At 64.1% G+C, this 21,911-nt stretch carries 15 protein-coding genes; 10 read left to right on the top strand and 5 right to left on the bottom strand.

Features of this window, described 5'->3' with window-relative positions; all coding sequences use genetic code 11:
* The first annotated feature begins 1 nt into the window (after nucleotide 1).
* The 10 genes from xdhA to E8M79_RS16075 all read left to right on the top strand — a co-directional run bounded on the left by xdhA (nucleotide 2) and on the right by E8M79_RS16075 (nucleotide 14,245).
* Complete coding sequence (gene xdhA, locus E8M79_RS16120) at nucleotides 2-1,468, top strand: xanthine dehydrogenase small subunit (RefSeq protein ID WP_137152870.1); 1,467 nt, start codon at nucleotides 2-4, stop codon at nucleotides 1,466-1,468.
* A complete protein-coding gene (xdhB, locus tag E8M79_RS16115) occupies nucleotides 1,468-3,804 on the top strand; it encodes a xanthine dehydrogenase molybdopterin binding subunit (RefSeq protein WP_137152869.1) in 2,337 nt (778 codons plus the stop codon). Before xdhA ends, xdhB begins: the two co-directional genes overlap by 1 nt.
* Nucleotides 3,805-3,859: 55 nt before the next feature.
* Nucleotides 3,860-4,723, top strand: coding sequence for a xanthine dehydrogenase accessory protein XdhC (gene xdhC / locus E8M79_RS16110; RefSeq protein ID WP_137152868.1), 864 nt, complete (start codon nucleotides 3,860-3,862; stop codon nucleotides 4,721-4,723).
* Between the two features lies 1 nt (nucleotide 4,724).
* Nucleotides 4,725-6,257 (top strand): ABC transporter ATP-binding protein, encoded by a 1,533-nt coding sequence (locus E8M79_RS16105; protein ID WP_137152867.1) that lies wholly within the window; start codon nucleotides 4,725-4,727, stop codon nucleotides 6,255-6,257.
* Nucleotides 6,238-7,320, top strand: coding sequence for an ABC transporter permease (locus tag E8M79_RS16100; RefSeq protein WP_248305017.1), 1,083 nt, complete (start codon nucleotides 6,238-6,240; stop codon nucleotides 7,318-7,320). The genes E8M79_RS16105 and E8M79_RS16100 overlap by 20 nt, the downstream gene beginning before the upstream one ends.
* Nucleotides 7,321-7,322: 2 nt before the next feature.
* Nucleotides 7,323-8,246 carry an ABC transporter permease gene (locus E8M79_RS16095; protein WP_205747958.1) on the top strand — a complete coding sequence of 308 codons (924 nt, stop codon included), beginning with the start codon at nucleotides 7,323-7,325 and terminating at the stop codon, nucleotides 8,244-8,246.
* Between the two features lie 52 nt (nucleotides 8,247-8,298).
* Nucleotides 8,299-9,387, top strand: a complete 1,089-nt coding sequence (locus E8M79_RS16090) for a BMP family ABC transporter substrate-binding protein (protein ID WP_171015896.1) — start codon at nucleotides 8,299-8,301, stop codon at nucleotides 9,385-9,387.
* Between the two features lie 127 nt (nucleotides 9,388-9,514).
* Nucleotides 9,515-10,741 (top strand): urate hydroxylase PuuD, encoded by a 1,227-nt coding sequence (locus tag E8M79_RS16085; RefSeq protein ID WP_137152865.1) that lies wholly within the window; start codon nucleotides 9,515-9,517, stop codon nucleotides 10,739-10,741.
* Entirely contained in the window at nucleotides 10,738-12,048 is a 1,311-nt protein-coding gene (gene guaD / locus E8M79_RS16080; protein WP_137152864.1) for a guanine deaminase, read from the top strand. The genes E8M79_RS16085 and guaD overlap by 4 nt, the downstream gene beginning before the upstream one ends.
* 37 nt (nucleotides 12,049-12,085) lie before the next feature.
* Nucleotides 12,086-14,245 (top strand): malate synthase G, encoded by a 2,160-nt coding sequence (locus tag E8M79_RS16075; protein ID WP_137152863.1) that lies wholly within the window; start codon nucleotides 12,086-12,088, stop codon nucleotides 14,243-14,245.
* Nucleotides 14,246-14,312: 67 nt separating this feature from the next.
* On the opposite strand, the gene E8M79_RS18495 is transcribed toward E8M79_RS16075, so the two are convergent.
* From E8M79_RS18495 to E8M79_RS16050, 5 genes are all read right to left on the bottom strand, one after another.
* Nucleotides 14,313-14,675 (bottom strand): DUF6693 family protein, encoded by a 363-nt coding sequence (locus E8M79_RS18495; protein ID WP_205747922.1) that lies wholly within the window; start codon nucleotides 14,673-14,675, stop codon nucleotides 14,313-14,315.
* 97 nt (nucleotides 14,676-14,772) lie between these two features.
* Entirely contained in the window at nucleotides 14,773-16,482 is a 1,710-nt protein-coding gene (gene ade, locus E8M79_RS16065; RefSeq protein WP_137152862.1) for an adenine deaminase, read from the bottom strand.
* Nucleotides 16,483-16,568: 86 nt separating this feature from the next.
* Nucleotides 16,569-18,056, bottom strand: a complete 1,488-nt coding sequence (locus tag E8M79_RS16060; RefSeq protein WP_171015895.1) for a diguanylate cyclase — start codon at nucleotides 18,054-18,056, stop codon at nucleotides 16,569-16,571.
* Between the two features lie 89 nt (nucleotides 18,057-18,145).
* Nucleotides 18,146-20,389 carry an EAL domain-containing protein gene (locus E8M79_RS16055; protein ID WP_137152860.1) on the bottom strand — a complete coding sequence of 748 codons (2,244 nt, stop codon included), beginning with the start codon at nucleotides 20,387-20,389 and terminating at the stop codon, nucleotides 18,146-18,148.
* A 93-nt stretch (nucleotides 20,390-20,482) separates the two neighbouring features.
* The gene (locus E8M79_RS16050; protein WP_137152859.1) at nucleotides 20,483-21,715 is read right to left on the bottom strand and encodes an ROK family transcriptional regulator; all 1,233 of its coding nucleotides are present in this window, start codon (nucleotides 21,713-21,715) and stop codon (nucleotides 20,483-20,485) included.
* Between the last annotated feature and the right edge of the window lie 196 nt (nucleotides 21,716-21,911).

Below are 21,911 nucleotides of genomic sequence, written 5' to 3'. Positions count from 1 at the left end.
CATGACCGCAGTATCGGGCGCTATTCGCTTTGTTCTCAATGGTGAGGCGATCAGCCTGACCGATGTGCCGCCAGACCTGACATTGCTGGACTGGCTGCGGCTGGAGCGCCGGCTGCGCGGCTCCAAGGAGGGCTGCGCGGAGGGCGACTGCGGCGCCTGCACCGTGCTGGTTGGCCGGCTGATGGATGACGAGATCATCTATGACTCGGTCACCGCCTGCATCCGCTTCGTGGGGAGCCTGCACGGCACCCATGTGGTGACCATCGAGCATTTGCGTGGCGAGAACGGCAATCTGCATCCGGTGCAGCAGGCGATGGTGGATCACCATGGCAGCCAGTGCGGCTTCTGCACGCCGGGCTTTGTGATGAGCCTTTATGGGCTATGGATGCGCAATCCGGAACCCAGCCAGTCGGCCATCGAGAAGGCGCTGCAAGGCAATCTCTGCCGCTGCACCGGCTATGCGCCGATCATTCGCGCGGCGCAGGCGATGTCGAGCTATGGCCTGCCGCAGGGCGATCCGCTGCTGGCCGAGCGCATTGCGCTCAAGGCGCAGATCAAGGCCATCCACGATGGCAGCCGCGTGGAGATCGGCGAAGGCGAGAACCGCATTATCGTGCCGGCATCGCTCGACGATTTCGCTGCAGTCTATGAGTCCAACCCCGAGGCGACCATCGTGGCCGGCTCGACCGATGTGGGGCTATGGGTCACCAAGTTCATGCGGCGCATCGGCCCGGTGATCTTCATCGGCCATCTGCAGGAGCTCAAGCGCATTGCCGAGAACGCCAGCGAAATCCGCTTTTACGCCGGGGTGAGCTATTCGGAGGCCATGCCGACGCTGACGGCGGCTTTTCCTGCGATGGCGGAACTGTGGGACCGCATTGCCGGCGAGCAGGTGCGCAACATGGGCACGATCGGTGGCAATATCGCCAATGGTTCGCCCATCGGCGACACGCCGCCGCCGTTCATCGCGCTGGGCGCCAAGCTGCATCTGCGGCGGGGCGAGCATCGGCGCGAGATCAAGCTGGAAGACTATTTCCTGGCCTATGGCAAGCAGGACCGGCAGCCGGGCGAGTTCGTCGAGAGCGTGACCATTCCGCTGTTGCCGGCGGGTGAGCGCTTCGCGGTCTACAAGATCTCCAAGCGCCGCGAAGAGGATATTTCGGCGCTGTGCGGCGCCTTCCGGGTGTTCATCAATGACGCCGGGGTGGTGGGCATGGCGCGCATTGCCTTTGGCGGCATGGCGGCCACGCCCAAGCGGGCCAAGGCCGTCGAGGCGGCGCTGGTGGGCCAGCCCTGGACGCTGGAGAGCGTCGAGGCCGCCATGGCAGCGTTTGCTGCGGATTATCAGCCGATCTCGGACATGCGGGCCAGCGCCGACTACCGGCTGCTGAGTGCGCAGAACCTGCTCAAACGCTTCTTCCTTGAGACCACTGGCCAGGGCCAGCGACTGCGGCGGGAGGTGGCGTGATGGATCCCAAACCACAGACCGCCATTGCCCTGTCGTCCCTGCATGTGGGAACCCGCCACGACAGCGGCCCCAAGCATGTGACCGGCACGGCCGAATATATCGACGATCTGGTCGAACCGGCGGGCACGATGCATGCCTATCTTGGCCTCTCAACCAATCCGCATGCCGAGATCGCCGGCATGGATTTTTCCGCGACTTTGGCGGCGCCGGGCGTGATCGGCGTGCTGACGGCGGCCGATGTCCCCGGCGACAATGACGTCAGCTCCAATCATAGCCATGACGAACCGCTGTTCCCTGTGGACAAGGTGCATTTCTGGGGGCAGCCGCTGTTTGCAGTGATTGCCGAAACGCGCGAGCTGGCGCGGCGAGCCGCCCATCTGGCCAAGATTGACTATAGGCCGCTGCCGTTTGTCACCCATGTGCGGGCGGCGCAGGCGGCCGGCGGGACGTTGGTGACGCCGCCGCTCAAGCTTGAGCGCGGCGATATGGCCGCCGGCATGGCCGGTGCGCCGCGCCGGGTCAAAGGCAGCATGGAGATCGGCGGGCAGGATCACTTCTACCTCGAAGGTCAGATCGCCATAGCGGTGCCGGGCGAAGACGAGGACGTGACGGTCTATTCCTCCACCCAGCATCCCACCGAAGTGCAGGTGATGGTGGCCCAGGTGCTGGGCATTCGCCAGCATGCCGTGACGGTCAATGTGCGGCGCATGGGCGGCGGCTTTGGCGGCAAGGAAACGCAGAGCAATCTGTTCGCGGCGGTGGCCGCCCTGGCTGCCAAAAAATGGAACCGCGCCTGCAAGCTGCGGCCAGACCGCGACGATGACATGACCGCTACCGGCAAGCGGCATGATTTCGTGGTCGACTATGATGTCGGCTATGACGAGAGCGGCAAGATCCACGCTGTGGACGCGGTCTATGGCGCGCGCGCGGGCTTTTCGTCCGACCTCAGCGGTCCGGTGACCGACCGGGCGCTGTTTCATGCCGACAATGCCTATTGGTATCCGGCGGTGCGGGTGCGGAGCGAACCGCTCTATACCAATACGGTGAGCAATACGGCGTTCCGCGGCTTCGGCGGCCCGCAGGGCATGCTGGCGGCCGAACGTTGGATCGAGGACATCGCCTATAGCCTGGGCAAGGATCCGCTGGAGATCCGCAAGGCCAATTTCTATGGCACCGACAGCAACAACATCACGCCCTACCACCAGGAAGTGACCGACAACATCATTCACCGCGTGGTTGATGAGCTGGAGGCCAGCGCGGACTATCAGGCGCGGCGTGCAGCGATCGTGAAATACAATGCTGGCAGCCCGATCCTCAAGAAGGGCATCGCGTTGACGCCGGTCAAATTCGGCATCTCGTTCACGGCCACCTGGTACAATCAGGCCGGCGCGCTGGTGCATGTCTATAAGGATGGCTCGATCCATCTCAGCCATGGCGGCACCGAAATGGGGCAGGGGCTCTATATCAAGGTCGCCCAGGTGCTGGCCGATGCCTTTGGCGTAGGGCTGGACACGGTCAAGATCATGGCCACCAGCACTGGCAAGGTGCCCAATACCTCGGCCACCGCCGCCTCGTCAGGCACCGACCTCAATGGCATGGCCGCGTTCGATGCGGCGCGGCAGATCAAGGAACGGATGACCGCCCATGCCGCCAAGCTGCACAATGTGGCCGAGGCCGATGTGCGCTGGGTGCCGGGCGGGGTCGAATGCGGCGACAAGTTCGTCGGCTTTGCCGAGCTGGCAGCCTCGGCCTATCTCAACCGGGTGCAGCTCTCGGCCGCCGGCTTCTATCAGACGCCGAAGATCCATTGGGATCGGGCGACCGGTCGCGGGCGTCCATTCTACTATTATGCCTATGGCGCCTCGGTGAGCGAGGTGACCATTGATACGCTAACCGGCGAATATACCGTCGACCGGGTCGATATCCTCCATGACGTCGGTCATTCGCTCAATCCGGCGATCGATACCGGCCAGATCGAGGGTGGGTTCGTGCAAGGCCTGGGCTGGCTGACCACCGAGGAATTGGTGTGGGACGACAAGGGTCAGCTGCGCACCAAGGCGCCATCGACCTACAAGATCCCGCTGGCCAGCGATGTGCCGCCGATCTTCAACGTGCGGCTGGCGGAATGGTCGGTCAATACCGAGCCCACCATCGGCCGCTCCAAGGCAGTCGGTGAGCCGCCGTTCATGCTGGCGATGAGCGTGATGGAGGCGCTGTCCATGGCGGTGGCAAGTGTCGCCGACTACGCAATAGCGCCGCGGCTCAATACGCCGATCACGCCCGAGCGGGTGCTGATGGGTGTGCAGCGGCTGGCGCGGGAGCACAAACAGGCATGATGGCGACTGCGGCCTCAGGTGACCTGCTGATCCCCCCGACACACGGGGCCAGGCCATGACCCGCCGCGCTGCCCAGCTCTCCAGCTTCCTTGCCGGCACTGGCGACGCCATCGTCTGCGAGCTGACCTCGGTGCGGGGATCGTCCCCACGGGAGCAGGGCACTTTCATGCTGGTGAGTGCCAGCGATCTCTTCGGCACCATTGGTGGCGGGGCGCTGGAATATCTGGTGATCGAACATGCGCGGCGCCTGCTGGCGGCTGGCCTTGCCAGTGAAGCCATGGATGTGCCGCTGGGCCCTGAGATCGGGCAATGCTGCGGCGGCCGGGTCGGGGTGACGCTGAGCCTGCTCGACCCAGCGCGGCGGACCGAACTGACGCGCCGGGTTGCGGCCGAGGACGCGGCGTTGCCAAGCGTTTATGTGTTCGGCGCCGGCCATGTGGGGCGGGCGCTGGCGCAGATCCTTGCCATGATGCCGGTGCGGCTGAGCGTGATCGACACGCGGCGCGAGGAGATTGCCCTGCTGCCGCCAACCATCACGGCGCAGGTGGTGGCCATGCCGGAGGCCGTGGTGCGCAGAGCGCCGGCGGGCAGCAGTTTTGTGATCGTCACGCATGACCATGCGCTGGATTTCCTGATCGCACAGGAGGCATTGGCGCGGACCGACGCGGCTTATATCGGCATGGTGGGATCGGCGACCAAGCGGGCGCGCTTTGCCAGCTGGTTCACCGGCGAGGGCGGTGACGCGGCGGCTCTGGAGCGGCTGGTTTTGCCGATCGGCAAGCAGGGGCTTGGGGATAAGCGGCCGGAAGTCATCGGGGTACTGGCGGCGGCGGAAATTATGGTCCACATTGGGCAATGGGAAGCTGATATCGCGCGGGCAGCCGTCCCCGTTCACACGGGGGCGATACATGGACGTTGATATGCCATTGCGGTTGCAACTGACCGGCATCACCAAACGCTTTCCAGGCGTGCTGGCCAATGACAACGTCAGTTTTTCGGTGAAGCCGGGCGAGATTCATGCCCTGCTGGGCGAGAACGGCGCTGGCAAGTCCACACTGGTCAAGATGATCTACGGGATCATGCAGCCCGACGCCGGCGAAATCGTCTGGGACGGGCAGCCGGTTGTGGTGTCCAGCCCCAAGGCCGCCCGCAAGCTGGGCATCGGCATGGTTTTCCAGCATTTCAGCCTGTTCGAAGCGCTCACGGTGTTGGAAAACATTGCCTTGGGCATGGATGCCAAGATTCCGGCACGGGACCTTGAGGCGCGGATTCGCCAGGTGATGGCGCAATATGGGCTGCTGCTCGACCCGCACCGTACGGTGGCGACCCTGTCGGTGGGCGAACGCCAGCGCATCGAAATCGTTCGCGCCCTGCTGCTCGAGCCCAAGCTGCTGATCATGGATGAGCCCACGTCGGTGCTGACGCCACAGGAAGTGGAACAGCTGTTCGACGTGTTGCGCCGGCTTGCTGCGCAGGGCTGTTCCATTCTGTACATTTCCCACAAGCTGCATGAGATCAAGGCGCTGTGCGACACGGCGACGATCCTGCGCGGTGGCCGCCTGGTGGACACCTGCGACCCCAAGCAGGAGACCAGCCGGTCGATGGCAGAAAAGATGATCGGCGCGGGCCTCAAGGATATCGTGCGACCGGAAGGGCGCAGCATGGGCGAACCCAAGCTGGTGGTGTCGCGCCTGTCGACGGCAAAGACGGGCCATTTCGATGTGCCCGTCAACAAGGTGAGCTTCACCGTGCGGGCCGGCGAGATCTTCGGCATCGCCGGGGTCGCGGGCAATGGGCAGAATGCGCTGCTCGATGCCCTGAGCGGGGAAATCCGCTCCGATGATGCGGAAAGCATCACTATTGATGGCTTTCCGCTGGGGCTGCTGGATACCACGGAGCGGCGCAAGCGCGGTCTTTGTGCGGTGCCCGAAGAGCGCAATGGCCACGCTGCGGTGGGCGAATTCTCGCTGAGCGACAACTCGGTGCTGACGGCGCGCGATCGCCTGGGCATGGTGGTGATGGGCCTGATCAATTCGGGCGCGGCCCGCACCTATACCGGCAAGGTGATTGCCGAGTTTGCCGTCAAGGCGCTGGGCCCGGCGTCCATGGCCGGCTCGCTCTCGGGGGGCAATCTGCAGAAATACATCATGGGCCGGGAGATCCTGCAGAAGCCCAGCGTGCTGGTGGTGAGCCAGCCGACCTGGGGTGTGGATGCCGGCGCGGCGGCCGCGATTCACCAGGCGCTGGTCGATCTGGCAGCGGTGGGTTCAGCCATCGTGGTGATCAGCCAGGATCTGGATGAGCTCAGGGCGCTGTGCGACACGCTGGCGGTGATCAACCTGGGACAGCTGTCACCAGCCAAGCCCAATGCGGAGATGTCCATTGAAGAAATCGGCCTGCTGATGGGCGGCGTGCACGGAGCCACGGAGGCGCATGATGCAGTTCCGGCTTGAGAAGCGACCCGAGCCGTCCAAGCTGATGCTCTATGTGACGCCGGTGGCCTCGGTGCTGCTGACGATGCTGGTGGGCGCGATCATCTTCTCGCTGATCGGCTATGACGGTGTCGGTGCGGTTCGCGAAATCTTCCTGACGCCGCTGACCAATTCCTTCAAATGGCAGGACCTGGGCGTCAAGGCGGCGCCGCTGATCATCATCGGCGTCGGGCTGTCGATCGCCTATCGCGCCAATGTGTGGAACATCGGTGCGGAAGGGCAATATGTAATGGGCGGGCTGGCGGCCACCGGGGTGGCGCTGGCCACCTATGGCATGACCGGCTGGTGGATCCTGCCGCTGATGATGATCGCGGGCATTGCCGGCGGGGCGGCCTATGCGGCAGTGCCGGCCCTGCTCAAGACCCGCCTGGGCGTCAATGAGATCCTTACCAGCCTGATGCTGACCTATGCCTCGGTGCAGCTGATCTATTATCTGGTGCGCGCGCCCTGGAAGGACCCCATGGGCATGGGCTTTCCGCAGACCCGGCGCTTTGCCGCCGATGCGCTGCTGCCCAACATCATTCCGGGCACCATCGTGCATCTGGGCGTGCCGATTGCCATCGTGGTGGCGCTGATCGCCTGGTTCGTGATGTCGCGTTCGGTGTTTGGCTACCAGATGAAGGTGGTTGGCGCTGCGCCGCATGCTGCGCGCTACGGCGGGTTCTCGGAAAACAAGACGATCTGGCTGGCCCTGCTGGTCAGCGGCGCGCTGGCAGGCCTGGCCGGTATGCTGGAGGTCGCCGGGCCGTTCCAGCGCATGGTGCCGGGCTTTCCGACAAATTATGGCTTTACGGCCATCATCGTTGCCTTCCTGGGGCGGCTCAATCCGCTCGGCGTTATCCTGGCCGGCATTGTGATGGCCATCACCTTCGTGGGCGGCGAGGTGGCGCAGACCACCATTGGCCTGTCGAGCTCGGCCACCGGCGTGTTCCAGTCGATGATGCTGTTCTTCCTCTTGGCCGGGGACATTCTGGTGCGATACCGCCTCAAGCGGGTCATTCCGGCGCAGGAGGCGCGCGCATGAACCTGGACCTGTTGATCGCCATCTTTATCACCGTGGTCGGCGCATCAACGCCGATCCTGATTGCGGCCACCGGCGAGCTGGTGGTCGAAAAATCCGGTGTGCTCAACCTTGGGGTCGAGGGCATGATGCTGGTGGGCGCCATCACTGCGTTCCTCGTCGTCTTCCTGACGGGGCAGCACTATCTGGCCATCGTTCTGGCGGCCGGCGCCGGCATCGCAACCTCTATGATCTTTGGCTTTCTCACCCTGAGCCTTTCCGCCAACCAGACCGCTACCGGGCTGGCTCTGACCATTTTCGGTACCGGCTTTTCGGCGCTGGCCGGGCAAGGCTATAGCGCCAGGCCTGTGACGCTGCTGGGGCCGCTGTTTCCAGCAGAATTGGCCACCCACCCGGTCTTGCGCATCCTGTTCGGCTATTCTGCGCTGGTCTATTTTGCGCTCATCATGGTCGTGGCCGTGTGGTGGTTTCTCAAGAAGACCCGGGCGGGGCTGATCCTGCGCGCCGTGGGCGAGAACGATCTGTCGGCTCACTCCATCGGCTATTCGGTGATCGGGGTGCGCTATGCCGCCGTCGCCTTCGGCGGTGCCATGGCCGGCATCGCCGGCGCCTGCTTCCCGCTGCTGCTGACGCCGCAATGGGCGGAGCGGATGACGGCGGGCCGCGGCTGGATTGCCGTGGCGCTGGTGGTCTTTGCCTCCTGGCGGCCATTCCGCCTGCTGGCCGGGGCCTATCTGTTCGGTCTGGTGATGACCATGGAGCTCTATGCCAAGGCCGGGGGGGGGCCCTTGTCCGCGATTCCGAGCGAATTGTGGGCGGCCTTGCCCTATCTCGCCACCGTCGTCGTGCTGGTGCTTATCTCGATCCGCCGCGACGCATCCACCAATGCACCGGCCTGTCTCGGCAGGCCGTTTCTGCCCAGCAATTGAGGGCCGCCCAACGGCGCTCGATCAACCAAGAAAAGTCATTCAGGAGAAACAGATGACAATCACTCGTCGCAATATCCTCAAGATCGGCGGCGCTGCCGCGGCCCTGCCGCTGCTGGGGTCGCGCGCCTTCGCCCAGAGCGAACCGCTCAAGGTCGGCTTCATGCTCATCGGTACCGTCAATGACAATGGCTGGAACTTCGGCCACGCCACCGGCGCCAAGTTCATGAAGGACGCGCTGGGCGATGCCGTTGCCGAGCCCACGATCGTGGAAAACGTGCCGGAAGGCCCGGACTGCGAGCGCGTGCTGCGCGAACTGGCCCAGTCGGGCCACAAGCTGATCTTTGCGACCAGCTTCGGCTATGGCGATTATGTCATCAAGGTTGCCCAGCAGTTCCCCGACGTGAAGTTCGAACATGCCACGGGCTACCAGCGCTCGGACAATGTGGCGACCTACAATGCGCGCTTCCATGAAGGTCGCGCCGTGTGCGGTACGCTGGCCGGCCATCTCTCCAAGACCGGCAAGGCGGGCTACATCGGCTCCTTCCCGATCCCGGAAGTGGTGATGGGCATCAATGCCTTCGTGCTGGCGGCCCGCAAGGTCAACCCCGAGTTCACCATCACCCCGGTCTATATCTCGACCTGGAATGACCCGGCCAAGGAAGCCGACGCTGCCCGCGCCATGATCGACCAGGGCATCGACGTGATTGCCCAGCACACCGACGGTCCGGCTGCCCTGCAGGTTGCCGAGGAACGCGGCATTGTCGGCGGCTTCGGCCAGGGCGCCGACATGAGCGCCTTTGCTCCCAAGGCACAGCTGACCTCGATCATCGACAACTGGGGCCCGCACTATGTGGAAGCCGCAGAAGCCGTGATCGCCGGCACCTGGACCTCGGGCGACCGCTGGCCGGGCCTGAAGGAAGGCGAAGTGGTGATCGGGCCCTACAATGAGTCCATCCCCGCCGACGTCGTGGCTGCCGCCGAAGCGGTCAAGAACGGCCAGATCGACGGCTCGTTCAACATCTTCACTGGCCCGATCAACGACCACACCGGTGCTGAGAAGGTGCCGGCCGGCGTGACGCTCACCGATGCCGAGCTGCTCAGCATGGACTGGTATGTCGAAGGCGTGAACCCGCCCGCATAAGGCCTGGCCTGATGCAAATTCCAGGGGGGCGGGTTGTGCCCGCCCCCTTTTTCTGAGCAGTGCCCAGCGCAGGACAGGCTGCAGGCCCGAGGGGGTCGGCGCGCGGCGGGCAAACGGAGAGCGACGCATGCCCGATTACATCATTTTCTACGAATGGCTGATGTTTGCCGTGCGCTGGCTGCACGTGATCACGGCCATCGCCTGGATCGGGTCGTCGTTCTATTTCATCGCCCTCGACCTGGGCTTGCGCAAGACGCCGAGCCTGCCGCCGCTGGCGCATGGCGAGGAATGGCAGGTGCATGGCGGGGGCTTCTATCACATCCAGAAATATCTGGTGGCGCCCGAGTTCCTGCCCGAGCACCTGACCTGGTTCAAATGGGAAAGCTATTGGACCTGGCTGAGCGGCTTCATGCTGATGGTGCTGGTCTATTATGTGGGCGCCGACATTTATCTGATCGACCGCAATGTGCTCGATGTGCCCAATTGGGCCGCCATCCTGATCTCGATGGCCTCCATCGTGGTGGGCTTTGTGGTCTACAACCGGCTGTGCAAGTCGCCGCTGGGCAATTCACAGAACGGGCTGATGCTGGTGCTGTTCGTGATCCTGACGGCCATGGCCTGGGGCTATACGCAGCTCTTCACCGGCCGCGCCGCGCTGCTGCACATGGGCGCGTTCACAGCCTCGATCATGGCGGCCAATGTGGCCATGATCATCATCCCCAACCAGAAGATCGTCGTCGCCGATCTCAAGGCCGGCCGCGTGCCCGATGCCAAATATGGCAAGATCGCCAAGCAGCGCAGCCTGCACAACAATTACCTGACGCTGCCCGTGATCTTCTTCATGCTGAGCAGCCACTACCCGCTGGCCTTTGCCACGCAGTGGAACTGGCTGATTGCGTCGCTGATCTTCCTGGTCGGCGTGGTGATCCGGCACTATTTCAACACGCGCCATGCCCGCAAGGGCAATCCGCACTGGACCTGGCCGGTGGCGGTGATCCTGTTCATCCTCATCGCCTGGCTGTCCTCGGGCCCCAAGCTGCCGGGCTCGGCGGGAGAGGAGGTGGCGTCTCGTGCGGCCGAACCCTTTCTCAATGCAGAGCATTTTGCCGCGGCCAGCCTGACGGTGCAGACCCGCTGCGCCATGTGTCACACGGCCGAGCCGGCCTGGCCCGGCGTCTATGAAGCGCCCAAAAACGTGATCCTCGATAATGACATCGCCATCGCCAACCACGCCAGGGACATTGCCATCCAGGCGGGCTATGCCCATGCCATGCCGCCGGGCAATGTGACCGAAATCACCCCCGAGGAACGGGCACTGATCGTGGCCTGGTTCCGCGAGGGTTCGGGACAATGACGCGGACCATCCTGCGCGGGCGCGTGCTGAGTTTTGAACGCGAGCCACTGAGCATCGATGATGCGGGCAGCTATCGCTATTTCAGCGATGGCGGCATCACCATCGAGAACGGTGTTATCGTCGCGGTGGGCGATTTCGTCGCCGAAGCGGGTGCGGAGGTAATCGATCATCGCCCGCACCTGATCCTGCCCGGTTTCATCGACATGCATCTGCATTATGTGCAGAGCCAGATCGTGGGCTCCTATGCGGGATCGCTGCTGGAATGGCTCAACACCTACACCTTCGTTGAGGAGCAGAAGTTCAGCCAGCAAGGCCATGCCGAGGCCATGGCGACGGCGTTCTTCGATGAACTCCTGCGCAATGGCACAACCACGGCGGTGGCCTATTGCTCCAGCCACCCGCGTTCGGTGGATGCGTTTTTCGGCGAGGCCGAGAAGCGCAATATGCTCATGGTCGGCGGCAAGGTGATGATGGATCGCAATGCGCCCGAGGCGCTGTGCGATACCGCCCAGTCGGGCTATGACGACAGCAAGATGCTGATCGAGCGCTGGCATGGGCGGGGGCGCGGGCTCTATGCCATCTCGCCGCGCTTTGCCATCACGTCGACGCCGGAGCAGCTGGAGGCGTCGCGCGCCTTGGTGCGCGAATTCCCGGACTGCTATGTGCAGACCCATCTCAGCGAGAACGACGCCGAGATCAGCTTTTCCATGGAGCTCTATCCGGATTCGCCGGATTACACGGGCATCTATGAGGATTATGGCCTGCTCGGGCCTAGGACGCTGCTGGGCCATTGCATCCACCTCAACCACCGCGAGACCGGCGTTCTGGCCGAGACGGGCGCCGTGGCGGTGTTCTGCCCGACATCGAACCTGTTCCTGGGTTCGGGCCTGTTCGACCGCGAGCGGCTGGCCAAGGCCGGCGTGCGCATGGGGCTGGCCACCGATATTGGCGGCGGCACCAGTTTTGGCATGATGGCGACCATGGGCGAGGCCTACAAGGTGTTGCAGCTGCGCGGGCAGCGCCTCAACCCGCTTGCTTCGTTCTATATGGCCACGCTGGGCAATGCCCGGTCGCTGTCGCTCGAGGGCACCATTGGCGCCATCGCCCCGGGGCATGTTGCCGATCTAGTGGTGCTCGATGCCGGCGCGACGCCGGCGATGCGGCTGCGCCAGGGCAATATCGGCAATCTCGCCGATGAGCTGTTCCTGCTCCAGACCATGGGAGACGATCGTTCCGTGGTGGAAGCCTATGTCGCTGGCGCAAGGGCGAAGTCGACTTTAGGCGGGTTGGCAGCCCCGCGGGCATGACTTAAGTCTGCAGCAAACGCATTCAAAGGAAGCAATGATGAACGACTATCAGACGAAGTCCGGCCTGTCGGTGCATTCCCTGCTGGTCGACTTCGTCGAGCAGGAAGCGTTGCCCGGGCTTGGCGTGTCGGCCGAGCAGTTCTGGAGTGGCTTTGCGGCCATGGTCGCCGAGCATGCGCCCACCAATGTGCGGCTCCTGGCGCGACGCGATGCGCTGCAGAGCCAGATCGATGACTGGCATCGTCGCTACGGACCGGTGGCGAACAATCCGCAGGGTTATGAGTTCTTCCTGCGCGACATCGGCTATCTTGTGCCCGAGCCGGCGGATTTCACCATCGAGACCAATGGGCTCGACCCCGAGATTTCCACGCTCTGTGGCCCGCAGCTGGTGGTGCCGGTGAGCAATGCCCGCTATGCGCTCAATGCCGCCAATGCCCGCTGGGGCAGCCTCTATGACGCGCTCTATGGCACCGATGTGATCTCCCGCGAGGGCGCGCTGGCGCCCGGCAAGAGCTACAATGCCGAGCGTGGCGCGGCCGTGGTGGAACGGGCGGCGCAGTTCCTTGATGCCCATTTCCCGCTGGCCAGCGGCAGCCATCGTGATGTGACCGGCTATCACGTGGTCAAGCAGGACGACGTGCGCCACCTGGAGGTCGACACGACTGCCGGCCGCACAGGGCTGCGCGATCCGGCGGCCTTCGTCGGCTATGGCGGCACCGAGGACAGGGGCGAGCTGGTGCTGGTGCATCATGGCTTGCATGTCGTACTGGTGATCGACCCGGCCAGCGTCATCGGCGGCGCGCACAAGGCCGGGCTGAGCGATGTGATCGTTGAGGCGGCGCTGACCACGATTCAGGACTGCGAGGATTCGGTGGCCGCGGTCGACGCTGCCGACAAGGTGGGCGTCTACCGCAACTGGCTGGGGTTGATGAATGGCTCGCTGGCCGACACCTTCGAGAAGGGTGGCCGCAGCGTCACCCGCAAGCTCAATGCCGACCGCAGCTACAAGGACATCAATGGCGCCCCGCTGGTGCTCAAGGGGCGCTCGCTGCTGCTGGTGCGCAATGTCGGGCATCTGATGACCACCGATGCGGTGTTGTGGAACGGCGCACCCATCGGCGAGGGGCTGATGGACGCCGCCGTCACCGTGCTCTGCGCCATGCAGGACAAGGTCAACAGCCGCACGGGCGCCATCTATATCGTCAAGCCCAAGATGCATGGGCCTGAGGAAGTGGCCTTTGCCTGCGCCATCTTTGCGTCGGTCGAGGCGTTTCTGGGCCTGGCGCCCAATACGATCAAGATCGGCATCATGGATGAGGAGCGCCGCACCTCGGCCAATCTCAAGGCGGCCATCTATGAGGCGCGGGCGCGCGTGTTCTTCATCAACACCGGGTTCCTTGATCGCACGGGCGACGAGATCCACACCGCGATGGAGGCCGGCGCTGTGCTGCGCAAGGACGAGATCAAGTCCGAACGCTGGCTGAGCTCCTATGAGGATCGCAATGTGTTGATCGGGCTGGCCTGTGGCCTGTCCGGCCGCGCGCAGATCGGCAAGGGCATGTGGGCCCGCCCCGATGACATGGCTGCGATGATGAGCTCCAAGTCGGGCCATCCCAATGCCGGCGCCAATACGGCCTGGGTGCCGTCCCCGACGGCGGCAACGCTGCATGCGCTGCACTATCACGAGATCGATGTGTTCGAGGCGCAGCGTCGCCGGCACAACCAGGCGGTGCCGCCGCTGAGCGAGTTGTTCTCCATGCCGGTGCAGGTGCCGTTCTCGCTCAGCCGCGAGGAGATCACCCGCGAGCTGGAAAACAATGCGCAGGGCATTCTGGGCTATGTGGTGCGCTGGGTGCAGCAGGGCGTGGGCTGTTCCAAGGTGCCTGACATCAACGATGTCGGGTTGATGGAAGATCGGGCCACCTGCCGTATTTCGAGCCAGGCCGTTGCCAATTGGCTGCGCCATGGGCTGGTGTCGCGCGACGAGGTGACCGCCACATTCGAGCGCATGGCCGCAGTGGTGGATAGCCAGAATGCCGGCGATCCACTCTACCGGCCCATGGCGGAGAATTTTCAGTCCATAGCCTTTAATGCAGCACTCGATCTGGCGCTGCATGGCGCCGATCAGCCCAGTGGCTATACCGAGCCCCTGCTGCATGCCGCGCGCCGCAAGGTCAAGGCGCGCGACGGGCACTAGTCCAGCGAAAAACGCGCTGACGGATGATGCCGGCGGGGGCACGCCCCCGCCCGCGCCGCTGGTTTGATCAGCGGTAGTATTCGATGCGCGTCTCGTTGAGCAGCACGCGGATCACGCGATAGGCGTAGAGGAAGGCTGCCAGCCCGAAGGTCACCAGGATCAGCAGGATCCAGATGATGACGTGGCCGATGGACGAGGCCAGGTTGAAGCTGCAATTGAGCCGGCCAATGGCTGTGCCATTGGCGTCGATCACTTCGGTGCGGTTCAGCACCGCCTTGTTGAAGTAATAGGGAAAAATCATCAGCGCCAGGCCAAGCGTGACGATGGTCAGCAAGATCCAGATGATGACCTGGCCGATGGATTCTGCGATGCCGAAATCGCAACGCAGGCGCGTGGCAACGCCACCCCTGGTGTAGTCTGCAGTGCTCATGATGTGCCCCCGTTTAACCCGCGCACGCTAGTCGAGGCCAAGTCGGCAGGCAACGGGGGACCCTGGGCAAAGGGCCGGTTCCCGGCCCTTTTTCGCGTCAGCTGACGAAATCGAACTTGTCGACGTCGAACAGGCCACGGTCGGTCATTTTGAGATGGGGGATGACCGGCAGCGCCAGGAAGGCGACTTGCAGGAAGGGTTCAGGCAGCACGCAGCCCAGGGCATAGGCGGCGTCGCGCAAATGATGCAGATCATGCGTCACCGCCTCGAAGGGCTTGGGGCTCATCAGCCCGGCAATGGGCAGCGCCAGTTCGGCCGTGATGGCGCCACCGTCGGCGACGGTGAAGCCGCCGCCCAGTTCGATCAGGCGATTGACCGCTACGGCCATGTCGGCGTCCGTGGCGCCGATGACGGTGATGTTGTGGCTATCATGGCCGACCGACGAGGCAATGGCGCCGCGCTTGAGGCCGAATCCGGTGACGAAGCTGCGGCCGATATTGCCGTTCTTGCCGTGGCGCTCGATGACGGCGACCTTGATGACGTCGGCGGCCAGATCGGGCTGCAGGCCAGCCTCGGTCACGGCAAGGGTGGCCTCCTCGCGGAAGGTGAGGATGAGGCCGGGACGCACACCGATCACGGGAATGGCATTCTGCCCAGAACGGGGCTGGGTGATGAAGCTGTCGGCGGTCACCGGCGTCGCCTTCATGGAGGTCAGACCCACGGGCGCCACATCCTGGCGGGCAGCGAACAGCGCCGGGGTCACCAGACGCCCGCCGGTGATGACGTCGGAGACGCGGCAATCCTCAAGACTATCAAGCAGGGCAATGTCGGCGCGCCAGCCGGGCGCGACCAGGCCACGGTCGGTGAGGCCAAAGATGCGGGCCGCCGAGTGGCTGGCGGCGCGATAGACATGGTGCAGCGGCCGACCCATGGCGATCAGGCGGCGAATGGAGCTGTCCAAATGCCCCTCTTCGGCGATGTCGAGCGGGTTGCGGTCGTCGGTGCAGAGCGCCACAAAGCTGGAGCTGTTTTCGTCCAGCACTTCGGCCAGGGCCTTGAGGTCTTTCGAGACCGAGCCTTCGCGGATGAGAATGGCCATGCCCTTGGCCAGCTTTTCGCGTGCCTCGGCGGCGCTGGTGGCCTCATGGTCGGTGCGAATGGCGGCAGCCAGATAGCCATTGAGCGCCTGGCCGAGCAGCAGTGGGGCGTGACCGTCGATATGGCCGCCCTGGAAGGCCACGAGCTTGGCCAGGATGCCGGGATCGCCATTGAGCACGCCGGGGAAGTTCATCATCTCGGCCAGGCCGATGACCTTGGGATGGCTGCGGAATGGCGTGAGGTCGTCGATCTCGAGGGCGGCGCCGGAGGTTTCGAACCCCGTCGCCGGCACGCAGGAGGAAAGATTGACGCGAATGTCCATCACGGTCTGTTCGGCGCAATCGAGGAAATAGCGAATGCCCTCGCTGCCCAGCACATTGGCGATCTCATGGGGATCGCAGATCACGGTGGTGACGCCATGGGGCAGCACGCAGCGGTCGAATTCGAAGGGGGTGACCAGGGACGATTCGATGTGCAGATGGGTGTCGATAAAGCCGGGGACGGCAAAGCGACCGCGGCCGTCGATCTCGGTCAGGCCTTCATAGTGGGCATGGGTGCCCACGATACGATCGGCGACGATGGCGATGTCGGTGGTGGTGACGGCGCCTGTGATGACATCGAGCAGCTGCACATTGCGCACCACCAGATCGGCGGGCTGCTTGCCCTGACCGGCCATGATCATGCGGGTGAGCGTCTGGGCAGAAGTCATCGGTGCGTCCTGGGGCTTGGTCATGCCGGACACTGGTGTCGGGCGGCCCCCGGCGTCAAGGCCGTTTGGACATGGCAGGCATGGGCTCAGGCGGCACCGCGGGCGACAAAGGCCGTCTGCAGCCGCTCGTTGAGGTCCGCTGGCCCGCCGGCGCCGGGGCTGGCTTCGCTGAAGAAGCGGTAGCGATTGCGGCCGCCGGCCTTGGCTTGATAGAGCGCAGAGTCAGCGCGGACCATGAGGTCGACCTCGGTGCTGGCGCTATCTGGCGCGGTGGCAATGCCGATGCTGATGCCGATCTGAACGGTGCCGGCCTGCAGCGTGAAAGGTTGGCGGATGGCCGCGATAATGCAGCTGGCGAGGTCGGCGGGCTGGTCGGGACCGGATATGCCGGGCTGGATGATGGCGAATTCGTCGCCGCCCATGCGAACAAGAATGTCGCGCGGCGCCAGTTGGGCGGTGATGCGCTGTGCGACCTGTCGCAACAATTCGTCGCCGGCCTTGTGTCCCAAGGTGTCATTGACCGGCTTGAAGCTGTCCAGATCCAGGCAGTGCAGAGCCAGCCGTGACGGACCTGGTGGCAGATGCTTGAGCGCGTCCGCCAGCCGGTCATCAAAGAGGGCGCGGTTGCCCAGCCCGGTCAGTGGGTCGTGCAGAGCGCGGTGGTGAGCTTCAGCGCGCTCGGCCAGCAGTTGGTTCGAGGTGCGCTGCAGATTGCGCAGCAGCAGGGCGATGATTGTGCCGGCGACCAGCAGCGCCAGGCCAAGGGCTGGCAGGGTATCGCCCAGGATGCGGCGGCCCGGGCGGTCCGGCAGCCATTTCAGCCAGGTGACCGCTTCACCAGCAGCATTGCGCAGCGGCAAGACCGCCTCGGGGGCAACCCAGCCGGGCCGCTGGCTGAAATGGGGCTCACGCAGCAGATATTGGTCGGCAAGGTCGCGGCCCAGGTCGGGGCCCAGCAGGGTGACGCTGACCATGATCGGTTCGGCGCCTTCGGCGGCGTTCAGCCGACGGGTGTCCGAGACCACGGGCGAGGCGACAATGATCGCTGGGATGCCCCGGACGATAGCAAAATCATGGGCAAGCGAGGCGAGCTCGCGCGATCCGCGCTTATAGGCATTGAGGGCCGCGCGCTTGGTTGGCGAGTCCAGCTGCTCCAGCAGCGGGGTGACCACGGCGCGAATGGTCTCGAAGCGTTCCGGCGCCATGGCGCTGCCCTCGCGCGCGGCATAGAGGGGCTCGCCCGTCTCATCGAGGATATAGATCTGGTCCTGGTCGAAAAACTCATAGGCCTCTGAGGCCAGGTGGTCGGTCAGCCATTGGACATCCTCGTCATCGATGGCTTCCAGCATCTCATCCCAGGTGGACAGTTCGCCTTGGTTTTGGATGGCCGTTTCGATGGTCGTTTCCATGGCTTTGGTCACCATGCGCCGCTGGTGCTGCAGCGCATCGGTGTCAACGCTGTTGATGGCCAGGCCCATGAAGCCGGCCACGCCCAAGACTGTCACAAGGCCGGCCGCGAAGATGGCCAGCAGCATCGTGGCTGGATAGCGCCGCGTCTGCCCTGTCATGTCCATGCGGATCATCTCCCCCAGCCGTACTTCTGGCCATTGTCGGTGAGCCGGCTTAGCGCAGGGTGAATCGCTAATTGGTTCTGCTATAGCAGTTAACGGGAGATTGCCCTGATGGCGCGGCTGCCGCGTGACACCAGCGCGTTGGCGGGGTCGGCGAAGATATCAACGATTCTCTCGCGCGGGACGCCGCTGGAGAACAGGAAGCCCTGCAGCATGTTGCAGCCCATCTGCGCCAGTATGGAGGCCTGGTCTTCGGTTTCCACGCCTTCGGCCGTTACTTCAAGGTCCATGGCATGGGCCAGCGTCACGATGGCCCTGGTGATGGCGACCGAGTCGTGGCCTTCGGCCAGCTGGTTGACGAAGGAGCGGTCGATCTTGATGCGATCCACGGGGTAGCGCTTGAGATAGCTGAGCGAGGAATAGCCCGTGCCAAAGTCGTCGAGCGCGATCTTGATGCCGGCGGTGCGGAAGGTGCGCAGGTTCTGGGAGGACACATGCTCGTCGTCGAGCAGGATGGACTCGGTGATCTCAAGCTCCAGATCATTGGGGCGCATGCCGCTGCGATGCAGGATGTCGAACACCAGGTGCGAGAACTGTGGATTGCGCAGCTGGGTGGGCGAGATGTTGACCGCTATGGTTCGGCCCGGCGCTGTGGCACCCAGCTCGCAGGCGCGGCGCAGTACAAACTCGCCAAGGGCCTCGATCAGTCCGGTATTTTCGGCCACGGGAATGAAGCGCCCCGGCGAGATCTGCCCGAATTTTGGATGGGCCCAGCGCGACAGGGCCTCTGCACCGACCACGCGGCGGGACTCCTGGCTCACCAGCGGCTGGAAGACGACGGACAGCTGGTCGTCGCGCTGCAGCGCTTCGCGCAGCTCGCCCTCGATGGTGTGCTGCAGCTGCAGCATCTCGTTCATGTGCTCTTCATAGACCATAGCGCGGTTGCGGCCGCCAGCCTTGGCCTCATAGAGCGCGATGTCGGCCTTGCGCATCAGTTCGCTGGGCGCAACATCTTCGCTGTTGCGATCGATAACCACGATGCCGATGCTGGCTCCAACATGGGCCTTGTAGTGGCGCAGTTCGAAGGACTGCCCGATCGCCGAGATGATGCGCTGGGAGGCCTGCTGCACATCGAAGGGGCCGTCGGTGTGGGAGACGACGATGCCGAATTCGTCGCCGCCCAGGCGGGCGATGAGGGCGTCCTTGCCCAGGACGGCCTTCAGACGATCGGCAACGGCACAGATCAGCTCATCGCCGGCCTGATGGCCCAGCGTGTCGTTGACCTGCTTGAAGCGGTCCAGATCGAGCATGAGCAGATAGGTGTCGCCGGTGCACTGGCCCCGCATGTCGACGCGGCGCCTCAGCTCGAACTCGAAGCTGGAGCGGTTTGGCAGGCCGGTCAGTTCATCGTGGCTGGCCTGATAGCGACTGAAGTGCTTTCCGGCTTCCAAGGCCTCGGCATAGCGGCGCAGCTGGTTGAGCAGCAGCATCACGAGGCCCCCAATCACCAGGAAGGTGAGGCCGAGCATGGGAATGGTCTGGTTCAGCACCGTCTGGCCGGGGCGATCCAGGTTCCACTGGAAGAAGGTGATGAAGCGTCCTGCATTGTTGACGACGGGAAACACGGCCTGGTCCGCCGTTGTGGCGCCGACCATGGTAAAGTGCCCGCCATCGATCACATATTGGCGGTTGATCTCCGCGGCCACCGTGGTGTCCAGAAAACGCGTCAGCACCAGCGCATATTCGCTGCCGGGCTGCTGGCGCAACGCGCCGGTGTCCGACACGATGGTGGAGGCCGTGACCATGGCCGGGCGTCCGTCGATGACCAGAAAGTCGGTGATGGTGGCCGGCACCTGCCGGGTGCCGAGCGGGCCGGGCGCCGTGCGCAGGGTGCGCAGGTCGCTCAGTAAGCTCTGGAATGGCTCGTGCGCAGCGCCCGTGTCGGGAATGACAACGGCAAAGCCATCGACCATGGCGTAGAGCGGCTTGTTGCTGGCATCCACCACAACCAGGGCGTCATAGCCGAAGTTCTCGTGCATGCGGCTGCTGAGATTGCGCTCGATCCAGTTGGCATTGAACGCCAGCTTGGTGTTGATCAACGTCTCGTCCCACACGGCCACGCTGGTCGCCTGGACCTCGATCTGGCTGCGGCGGAACTGCAGCACGCGGGCAATGGAGTCCTTCTGCCGCTCCAGGGAGCGCTGGTCGATATTGGTCGTTGACCAGACCACGAAGCCGAGCAGGGCGACTATGGCGAGGGCTAAAACCAGTACGACCGGCAGCAGCACGGCCACTGGTACATGCCGACGTGTGGCGGAGGAGGGCTGTGGCTGCATGGGTCAATCTTGTGGATACGTCGTGTCCACAGCTTAGCCCAATTGAGGTTGAGGACTTGTTACCGAGTGCAAAAGTCCTTTTATCTCAATTGGCTAGCTATCATGCTGCGATGAAATATTGTCCTTGAACAACACCTCGCGGTCCTGCGTGAAGTTGGCGAGCAGCGGCAGGCAGGCGCCGCCGATTTCGCGGGCGCCAAAGCCGATCGTGCCCTCTGCGATGGCGAATGGGGCCAGGCCCTGCCGATCGAACTCGGCAACGGCGTCGCGTACGGCCGCCACCAGCGCCTGTCGCACCGCGGGGGGAAAGGCGCCATCGATCACAATCGTGCTGAAATCAATGATGGAGACAGCGCTGATCGCCACCACGGCCAGGCTGCGCGCTGCATCGGTGATCCATTGGGTGATCTCGGGGCCGATCTCCCCCCAGTCGCTGGGGTCGCGCCAGAGGATGCTGGCATCCTTGCCGGCTGCGGCCAGGGTCTCGGCCAGCACATAGATGGAGGCGCTCTTCATCAACTGCTGGAAGCCGGCGGGCGTGGCAATCGGCATGGGGGCAAGCGAGCCGGCATAGCCGGTGCGGCCGGGGAACAAATGGCTGTTCAGCACCACGCCGCCGCCGACAAAGGAGCCCAGGAACACATAGAGGAAATCCTCGCCATGCTGGCCACTGCCCAGCACCAGTTCGGCGGCGCAGGCGGCCGTGCCGTCATTGTGCAGATAGACCGGCCAGGGGCTGATGGCCGAGATTGCCTTGCGCATATCGGCATGCCGCCAGGCCTCGAGCACCTCGGGCGGTGCGCCGATCTGGGATTCCCAGTTCCACAGCTCAAAGGGCGCCGCGATGCCAAAGCCGGCGATGCGGCTGCGTTCGGCCTCGGTCAGGCTCGATGTCAACTCGTCGATGCCGCGCTGCGCCAGGTCCACGATGGCCTCCGGCGTCGGATAGGGGTGGGGCTCGTGCAAGCGTCCCAGCACCGTGCCGACAAAGTCCATCAACACCACGTCCGAACTGCGACGGCCGATCTTGAGGCCCAGGAAGAAGGCGCCGCGCGGGTTGAGCGCATAGGGCACCAGCGGCTGGCCAACCTTGCCGCGCAGGGGAGGGAGACGCGACAGGATGCCGTCGGCCTCGAGCGCATTGGCGATGGTGGAAATGGTCTGGGGTGACAGGCCGGTGCGGCGCGCAATATCGGCCTTGGGCAGCGCACCAAGGCGACGAATGAGCGAGAGAACCAGCCGTTCGTTGTACAGACGCACGCCAGATTGGTTTGTGCCCCGGTCCAGCGTATCGGCACCGCTGCTGCCGGTCGGGATTTTGACCATCAACACGTCCCCTGTTCAGCTTGCTAACATTTTTAGCAAACCGCTTTAGGCCGCATCCTGGGCCCGATTGCAATCCCCATCATGGGGTTTGTCGCGCCCAAATCGCGCTGTGCCCCAGGTCCGCAGGCGTCAGAAAGCCAGAGAAGATCATGGTCCGTCAATTAATAAATCCGTTGGAATAACTTATTGACAGAGC

The sequence above is a fragment of the Devosia sp. FKR38 genome (genome assembly GCF_005222805.1).
Classification (GTDB): Bacteria; Pseudomonadota; Alphaproteobacteria; order Rhizobiales; family Devosiaceae; genus Devosia.
The sequence above is the reverse complement of the archived record's forward strand: the minus strand, read 5'-3'. Positions and strand labels throughout refer to the sequence as shown.

What these genes read in the sequence shown, in the direction of transcription:
- xdhA (WP_137152870.1), top strand. Translation starts at nt 2, where the DNA reads ATGACCGCAGTATCGGGCGCTATTCGCTTTGTTCTCAATGGTGAGGCG.
- xdhB (WP_137152869.1), top strand. Translation starts at nt 1,468, where the DNA reads ATGGATCCCAAACCACAGACCGCCATTGCCCTGTCGTCCCTGCATGTG.
- xdhC (WP_137152868.1), top strand. Translation starts at nt 3,860, where the DNA reads ATGACCCGCCGCGCTGCCCAGCTCTCCAGCTTCCTTGCCGGCACTGGC.
- E8M79_RS16105 (WP_137152867.1), top strand. Translation starts at nt 4,725, where the DNA reads ATGCCATTGCGGTTGCAACTGACCGGCATCACCAAACGCTTTCCAGGC.
- E8M79_RS16100 (WP_248305017.1), top strand. Translation starts at nt 6,238, where the DNA reads ATGATGCAGTTCCGGCTTGAGAAGCGACCCGAGCCGTCCAAGCTGATG.
- E8M79_RS16090 (WP_171015896.1), top strand. Translation starts at nt 8,299, where the DNA reads ATGACAATCACTCGTCGCAATATCCTCAAGATCGGCGGCGCTGCCGCG.
- E8M79_RS16085 (WP_137152865.1), top strand. Translation starts at nt 9,515, where the DNA reads ATGCCCGATTACATCATTTTCTACGAATGGCTGATGTTTGCCGTGCGC.
- guaD (WP_137152864.1), top strand. Translation starts at nt 10,738, where the DNA reads ATGACGCGGACCATCCTGCGCGGGCGCGTGCTGAGTTTTGAACGCGAG.
- E8M79_RS16075 (WP_137152863.1), top strand. Translation starts at nt 12,086, where the DNA reads ATGAACGACTATCAGACGAAGTCCGGCCTGTCGGTGCATTCCCTGCTG.
- E8M79_RS18495 (WP_205747922.1), bottom strand. Translation starts at nt 14,675, where the DNA reads ATGAGCACTGCAGACTACACCAGGGGTGGCGTTGCCACGCGCCTGCGT.
- ade (WP_137152862.1), bottom strand. Translation starts at nt 16,482, where the DNA reads ATGACTTCTGCCCAGACGCTCACCCGCATGATCATGGCCGGTCAGGGC.
- E8M79_RS16060 (WP_171015895.1), bottom strand. Translation starts at nt 18,056, where the DNA reads ATGGACATGACAGGGCAGACGCGGCGCTATCCAGCCACGATGCTGCTG.
- E8M79_RS16055 (WP_137152860.1), bottom strand. Translation starts at nt 20,389, where the DNA reads ATGCAGCCACAGCCCTCCTCCGCCACACGTCGGCATGTACCAGTGGCC.
- E8M79_RS16050 (WP_137152859.1), bottom strand. Translation starts at nt 21,715, where the DNA reads ATGGTCAAAATCCCGACCGGCAGCAGCGGTGCCGATACGCTGGACCGG.